This is a genomic window from Clostridium sp. MCC344 (assembly GCF_018785365.1).
In the GTDB taxonomy this organism is placed as follows: Bacteria; Bacillota; Clostridia; order Lachnospirales; family Lachnospiraceae; genus Pilosibacter.
Genome location: NZ_WQPQ01000107.1, coordinates 1 through 286, shown reverse-complemented (window position 1 = coordinate 286; position 286 = coordinate 1). Strand labels below are relative to the sequence as shown.

Genomic DNA, 286 nt, shown 5'->3' with positions numbered 1-286 from the left:
GGTGCGGCTGGATCACCTCCTTTCTAAGGAAGAAGAAGTAAGGGTTTTATATACTGTTCAGGTCTCAAGGACCTAAAAAATAATTCTGGTGTCGATGCGCTCAGGGGACACACCCGTTCCCATCCCGAACACGACGGTTAAGACTTGAGCGGCCGATGGTACTATGCTGGAGACGGCATGGGAGAGCAGGTGGATGCCAGATTTATATGGGGGTGTAGCTCAGTTGGGAGAGCACCTGCCTTGCAAGCAGGGGGTCAAGAGTTCGAATCTCTCCATCTCCACTCGG

1 tRNA gene and 1 rRNA gene are annotated in these 286 nt (G+C 52.4%); both read left to right on the top strand.

Annotated features, from left to right (window positions below):
• Positions 1 to 84 precede the first annotated feature (84 nt).
• A 5S ribosomal RNA gene (rrf, locus tag GPK90_RS17970) occupies positions 85 to 202 on the top strand.
• Between the two features lie 6 nt (positions 203 to 208).
• Positions 209 to 281 (top strand) — tRNA-Ala (locus tag GPK90_RS17965).
• Positions 282 to 286: the final 5 nt, after the last annotated feature.